The sequence below is a fragment of the Mesorhizobium sp. M7A.F.Ca.CA.004.04.2.1 genome, from assembly GCF_004022825.1.
Classification (GTDB): domain Bacteria; phylum Pseudomonadota; class Alphaproteobacteria; order Rhizobiales; family Rhizobiaceae; genus Mesorhizobium.
Map to the genome: position 1 here is coordinate 1 of NZ_RZPH01000286.1, position 6,057 is coordinate 6,057.

General features: G+C 61.6%; 7 protein-coding genes. 5 read left to right on the top strand and 2 right to left on the bottom strand.

Translation table 11 applies throughout. From position 1 onward, the window contains the following. The 5 genes from EN893_RS14815 to EN893_RS14835 form a co-directional block, all read left to right on the top strand. Nucleotides 1-392: DUF2161 family putative PD-(D/E)XK-type phosphodiesterase (locus EN893_RS14815; RefSeq protein ID WP_245490835.1), on the top strand; the 392-nt coding region annotated here is incomplete at its 5' end. A gap of 56 nt (nucleotides 393-448) precedes the next feature. Then, nucleotides 449-856: a DUF930 domain-containing protein gene (locus EN893_RS14820; RefSeq protein WP_164748941.1), complete on the top strand. Its 408-nt coding sequence runs from the start codon at nucleotides 449-451 to the stop codon at nucleotides 854-856. 179 nt (nucleotides 857-1,035) lie between these two features. Next, a complete protein-coding gene (locus EN893_RS14825; RefSeq protein WP_127271063.1) occupies nucleotides 1,036-1,698 on the top strand; it encodes a TerC family protein in 663 nt (220 codons plus the stop codon). Nucleotides 1,699-1,834: 136 nt separating this feature from the next. Next, the gene (rimO, locus tag EN893_RS14830) at nucleotides 1,835-3,148 is read left to right on the top strand and encodes a 30S ribosomal protein S12 methylthiotransferase RimO (protein WP_127271065.1); all 1,314 of its coding nucleotides are present in this window, start codon (nucleotides 1,835-1,837) and stop codon (nucleotides 3,146-3,148) included. Between the two features lie 98 nt (nucleotides 3,149-3,246). After that, the gene (locus EN893_RS14835; protein ID WP_127268997.1) at nucleotides 3,247-4,353 is read left to right on the top strand and encodes an acyltransferase; all 1,107 of its coding nucleotides are present in this window, start codon (nucleotides 3,247-3,249) and stop codon (nucleotides 4,351-4,353) included. A 45-nt stretch (nucleotides 4,354-4,398) separates the two neighbouring features. Here the strand turns inward: EN893_RS14835 and EN893_RS14840 are convergent, their stop codons facing one another. Both EN893_RS14840 and EN893_RS14845 read right to left on the bottom strand, forming a co-directional pair. After that, nucleotides 4,399-5,466, bottom strand: coding sequence for a BMP family ABC transporter substrate-binding protein (locus EN893_RS14840; protein ID WP_128361615.1), 1,068 nt, complete (start codon nucleotides 5,464-5,466; stop codon nucleotides 4,399-4,401). A 50-nt stretch (nucleotides 5,467-5,516) separates the two neighbouring features. Beyond that, nucleotides 5,517-6,057, bottom strand: a 541-nt coding sequence (locus EN893_RS14845) for an ABC transporter permease (RefSeq protein WP_164900874.1), incomplete at its 5' end; no start/stop codon positions are given.

The window sequence follows — 6,057 nt, forward strand, 5'->3', positions numbered from 1 at the left end:
GGACGGACCGGGTCGAAGTGCTTCTCAGCCCGATCGCGCTGGCGCCGCGCAAGAATGCCCGCCGGCGCTCTCGTCTGGTCGACGAGCACCAGCGCCGTCGCGGCGATCCGGTTGCCGGAGGAGGATCGCGCAATCCGATCATGACGGCCTATCGTCAAAGCGCCCTCGCCTGCGCTGCCGCCATGGCGGACGGACCCAGGCGGCCGCGAGATCTGAAGGCGGTGACGCCGATCGCGCCGAAAATCCTGCAGCACAATGTCTATGGCTGGTTCGCGCGCGTCGACCGCGGCCTTTACGATCTCACCGATGCCGGCCGTGCGTCTTTGGTCCGTTGGCCGCAGGCATCGCACGACGAATCCCGACACGCAATTTTGAACGCACCGGCCATATGATTGAAGATTCCCGCGGCGTCCGAGGCGGTTCGCTCGGTTGATTTCTCCGACAAAATATGTTGGTTGTCCCGCCCATGAAGAAGCTCTGCATGACCGCCTTGGCGTCAGTGACACTGAGTTTTCCAGCCAGCGCAATGGACAATGCATTGCGCGCCGGTCTGATGAAACTCGATCCCCAAACCCGTCTTGAACAGCGTTGCGACGCCGAAGTGCTCGACCGCATCACCCATGACGATCGCAAGTTCGAAGCCGATCGCGTCGTCGCCTACGCCTTCGCCACGCCCGAGATGGGCGCCGATGCAATCAAGAGCTCGGGTGCTGCGTTTCGCAGCAAGGGGCAGTGGTACCGGCTGAAATTCAAGTGCCAGACCGCGCCGGACCATATGGAAGTTCTGCAGCTCCGTTACCGGATCGGGGACGAGATTCCAGAAGCCGACTGGGCAAAGTACAATCTCTACGATTGATTTGTGATCGGCCATGGTTTTGCCCGGCTGCCGGCGAGTGCCGCAAAGCCTGATCCGGCTTGACGCAACGCTGCTTCGGTGATGCAGCCACGCGTGATCCCTTGACGCCAGGGGACCACCAAGTTAGGGCCTCTGGATAATCGACGAACACTCGGCAAATCAGCAAGGGCTTCCTGTCGATGGACATTTTTTTCAGCGCTGCCAGTCTGACCGCCCTGCTCCAGGTCATCGCCATCGACCTCGTGCTGGCTGGCGACAATGCGATCGTCATCGGCCTCGCCGCGGCCGGCCTGCCTGCCGAACAACGCAAGAAGGCGATTCTTCTCGGCGTGGTGGCGGCAACGGTGCTGCGCATCGGGTTTGCCGCAATTACCGTCAAGCTGCTGGCGATCGTCGGCCTGCTGCTCGCCGGCGGCATCCTGCTGCTGTGGGTCTGCTGGAAGATGTATCGCGAGTTGCGTACGTCCCATGCCGATGAATTGGAAGCGACCGAGGCACTGTCGAATTCGGACCTCAACAACGACCAGGCGGTCGCCGGCAAGACGAAGCGCAAGACCCTTGGCCAGGCTGCCTTGCAGATTGTCGTCGCCGATGTGTCGATGTCGCTCGACAACGTGCTGGCGGTGGCTGGAGCGGCGCGTGACCATTTTCCGGTGCTGATCATCGGCCTGGTGCTGTCGATCGCCCTGATGGGGCTGGCCGCGACTTTCATTGCCAAGCTGCTGCATCGCCACCGCTGGATTGCCTATGTCGGCCTGCTGATCATTTTCTATGTGGCTGTGGACATGATCTATCGTGGCGCGGTGGAGGTTTGGCCGCATGTAAACGGTGCGGTCGGCTGAGGCTGGCAGACATCGGCATCTTCACGCCGTGGAAGCAAGACCGCCGTGCGTTTTGCCGCATCGCGGGCGTGCCCATACCAATGCCGCAATAAGTGTGGTACTGCGCCGGCAATCCTGAAAAGCCCGGAAACGCTCTATGTCCGCTCCACGCGTGAGTTTTGTCAGTCTTGGATGCCCGAAGGCCCTTGTGGATTCGGAGCGCATCATCACGCGCCTGCGCGCCGAAGGTTACGAAATCGCCCGCAAGCATGACGGCGCCGACCTTGTCGTCGTCAACACTTGCGGCTTTCTCGATTCCGCTCGCGACGAGTCGCTCAACGCCATCGGCTCCGCGCTTTCGGAAAACGGCCGGGTGATCGTCACCGGTTGCCTGGGCGCCGAGCCGGACGTCATTCGCGAAAAGCACCCCAATGTGCTGGCGATCACCGGGCCGCAGGCCTATGAGAGCGTGATGGCTGCCGTGCATGAGGCCGCGCCGCCTTCGCACGACCCTTATGTCGATCTTTTGCCGCCGCAGGGTGTCAAGCTGACGCCGCGCCACTACGCCTATCTGAAAATTTCCGAAGGCTGCAACAACCGCTGTACCTTTTGCATCATTCCGGCACTGCGTGGCGACCTCGTCTCGCGGCCGGCGGCCGATGTGCTGCGCGAGGCCGAGAAACTGGCCAAGGCTGGGGTCAAGGAACTTCTGGTGATCTCACAGGACACCAGCGCCTACGGCATCGACATCAAGTATCAGACGTCGATGTTCGGCGACCGTGAGGTGCGCGCAAAATTCCTCGATCTGTCCGAGGAACTGGGCAAGCTCGGCATCTGGGTGCGCATGCACTATGTCTACCCCTACCCGCATGTCGCCGACGTCGTCCCGCTGATGGCAGAGGGCAAGATCCTCCCTTACCTGGATATCCCCTTCCAGCACGCTTCGCCGCAGGTGTTGAAGAACATGCGCCGGCCGGCACACGGCGAAAAGACGCTCGAGCGCATTCGCGGCTGGCGTGAGGTCTGCCCGGATCTGGCCATCCGCTCGACCTTCATCGTCGGCTTTCCCGGCGAGACGGACGACGATTTCGAGATGCTGCTCGACTGGCTCGACGAGGCCAAGATCGATCGCGCCGGCTGCTTCAAATACGAGTCGGTCCGCGGCGCCCGCTCCAACGATCTCGGTCTCGAACAGGTTCCCCAGGAGATCAAGGAGGCGCGCTGGCACCGTTTCATGCAGCGCCAGCAGAAGATTTCGGCAACGCAGCTGGCCAAGAAGGTCGGCAAGCGCCTGCCGGTGCTGATCGACGAGGCGCATGGCACGTCGGCAAAGGGCCGCACCAAATACGACGCGCCCGAGATCGATGGCTCGGTGCATATCCAATCGCGCCGCCCTTTGCGCCAGGGCGATATCGTCACCGTCAAGATCGACCGCGCCGACGCCTATGACCTTTATGGTTCGGCGGTCTGAGGGCCGTATTTACTACATCTGGCGATAGTTCAGCCTTTTAACCCGCTCAGCCGCGATCCGCTCTATGGTTTGCGGACCGGAGATGCGGGGAAATGCGGATGAACACCAGATCTGCGGAACAAAATTACATCGCGACGCTGGACCTGCTCAGGCTGGCGGCAGCACTTGCCGTCGTGTTCTTTCACTATTTCTTTCGCGGCGCGGCCGCCGAAGGCTACCTCGCGCAGGGCTATCCGCTTGCCGCACCGTTCGCCCTCTACGGCTATCTCGGCGTCAATCTGTTCTTCCTGATCAGCGGTTTCGTCATTGCCTGGTCGGCGGAAAACCGGAGCTGGGATCAGTTTGCGATCGCGCGGTTCGTTCGCCTCTATCCGGGTTTTCTGTTCTGCATGACGATCACCTTCGCAGTTCTCACCCTTGCCGGCACGCCGTTGCTTCCAGCCTCTTTCAGCCAGTACGTCGCCAACCTGTCGATGTTCGCGCCGGCCTTCGGCCAACCCTTCATGGACGGCGTCTACTGGTCGATCGTGCTTGAACTGGTGTTCTACGGATGGATCACGCTGGCCCTGTTCACCGGGCTCTTCCAGAAACGCAAGCTGGAGCTGATCTTCATCTGGCTGGCGATCTCGGCCTTGAACGAGTTCTTCATCGGCAGCGGCGGAGCCAGGCTGCTGTTCCTCACCGAGTTCGGCCCGTTCTTCGCCGCCGGCGTGCTGGTCCACCACATCCATTCGCATGACCGTTCTGTGCCGGCCCTGCTGCTGCTCGCCGCCGCGTTCCTGATCTCCTGCGGAACGCTGTCGGTGACGCAGCGCTGGATGCTCGGCCACTACGGCATTGCCGTCTCCTCGGCCAATCTTGTCTTCGCCAACGCCGTCATGCACGCGGCCCTGATCGGCGCGGTGCTGTTGCGCCACCGTGTGAGGGCATCGGCGCTCACCCTGGCGCTGGGCGGGCTGACCTATCCGCTCTATCTGCTGCATCAGGAGATCGGCTATCTCGCCATCAATGCGGCAACGCCCATTGTCGGCAAATGGATTGCCGCCCTTGGTTGCGTCGTGCTCATGCTTTTCATTTCGTGGGCGATCTGGCGCACCTGCGAACGACCGGTACAGCGGTTGCTCAGGTTCTGGCTCGGCCGTGTGGTCGATGCCGGACGAACGCGGTTTCATCGCCCCTCTGCCGGCGCACAGCCCGCCGAATGAAGAAGGGCGCCTCGCGGCGCCCCTCCGTCTCATGTCTCGCGCTGGTTATTTCGGCAGCTTGTCGTCGACGCCCTTCACATAAAAATTCATGCCGAGCAGCGTGCCGTCGTCGGCGACTTCGCCGTCCTTCAGCCACGGCGTGCCGTCCTGCTTGGCGATCGGTCCCGTGAAGGGGTTCCAGCCGTCGACGATCTTCTTTTCGGTGGCCTGCGCCATCGCTTTCACGTCGTCGGGCATGTTGGTGTAAGCGGACATCTTGACGGCACCGTCCTTGATGCCGAGCCAGACATTGCCAGGCTTCCACGTGCCGTCGAGGGCTGCCTGGACCCGGCTGATGTAATAGGGACCCCAATCATCGGTGATCGAAGTCAGCTGCGCCTTGGGCGCGAACTTGATCATGTCCGAAGACTGGCCAAAGCCCTTCAGGCCCCGCTCTTCGGCCACTTGCAGGGCAGCAGTCGAATCGGTGTGCTGGACGATGATGTCGGCCCCCTGGTCGAACAGCGCCTTGGCGGCGTCGGCTTCTTTGCCCGGATCGAACCATGTATTCACCCAGACGATCTTTGCCTTGAAGTTCGGGTTGATCGACTGGGCGCCGAGCATGAAGGAGTTGATGCCCATCACCACTTCCGGGATCGGGAAGGAAACGATGTAGCCGGCCACGCCGGCCTTCGATTCCTTGGCGGCGATCTGGCCGAGAATGTAGCGGCCTTCATAGAAGCGGGCATTGTAGATGCCAAGATTGTCCGATGTCTTGTAGCCGGTGGCGTGCTCGAACATCACCTTGGGAAATTTCTTGGCGACCTTCACTTCCGGGTCCATGAAGCCGAAGGAGGTGCCGAAGATGAGCTTGCAGCCTTCGCGCGCCAGGCGCTCGAAAGCGCGGTCGGCGTCGGGACCTTCCGAGACGTTTTCGAGATAGGCTGTTTCGACCTTGTCACCGAGCGCCTTCTCCACATCGAGACGGCCCTGGTCGTGCTGGTAGGAGTAGCCGAAGTCGCCGATCGGGCCGGTGTAGACCCAGCATGCCTTCAGCTTGTCCGCAGCTTCCGCCGTCACTGCCAGCGACATGGCGGCGGTCGTGGTCATCAGGGCCATAAGCAGTTTTTTCATTGTGTTACCTCTCTGAGTTAAGCCTTGGAGCTTCCCGTTTGTTTTTATTGTCAACGATCCGGAACGAATGGCTGCCCCAAGGAAGCCGGCGTGTTCATCATCGTCAGACGCTTGTTGCGCGAGATTAGAACGAGAACCACGATGGTTGCCAGATAGGGCAGCGAAGAAAGGAACTGTGAAGGCACTGGAATGCCAAAAGCCTGTGCATGAAGCTGGCCGATCCACACCGCGCCGAAGATGTAGGCGCCGGCCAGCACCCGCCATGGCCGCCAGGAGGCGAACACCACCAGCGCCAGCGCGATCCAGCCGCGGCCGGCGCTCATGTTCTCGACCCATTGCGGCGTGTAGACCAGCGACAGATGGCCGCCGGCAAGCCCGGCACAGGCGCCGCCGAAGATCACCGCGAGATAGCGATAGCGGATGACCTGGATGCCAAGCGCATGGGCCGAGGTGTGGCTGTCGCCGATCGAGCGCAGCGTCAGTCCGGTCCTTGTCTTGAACAGGAACCACATGACGGCCGCGGTGAGCGCGATCGAAATGTAGAAGATCGGGTCCTGACCGAACAGAAGCCTGCCGACGACAGGCATTTCC

Coding starts and splice junctions, on each gene's coding strand:
- EN893_RS14820 (WP_164748941.1), top strand. CDS start 449: ATGTTGGTTGTCCCGCCCATGAAGAAGCTCTGCATGACCGCCTTGGCG.
- EN893_RS14840 (WP_128361615.1), bottom strand. CDS start 5,466: ATGAAAAAACTGCTTATGGCCCTGATGACCACGACCGCCGCCATGTCG.
- EN893_RS14825 (WP_127271063.1), top strand. CDS start 1,036: ATGGACATTTTTTTCAGCGCTGCCAGTCTGACCGCCCTGCTCCAGGTC.
- rimO (WP_127271065.1), top strand. CDS start 1,835: ATGTCCGCTCCACGCGTGAGTTTTGTCAGTCTTGGATGCCCGAAGGCC.
- EN893_RS14835 (WP_127268997.1), top strand. CDS start 3,247: ATGAACACCAGATCTGCGGAACAAAATTACATCGCGACGCTGGACCTG.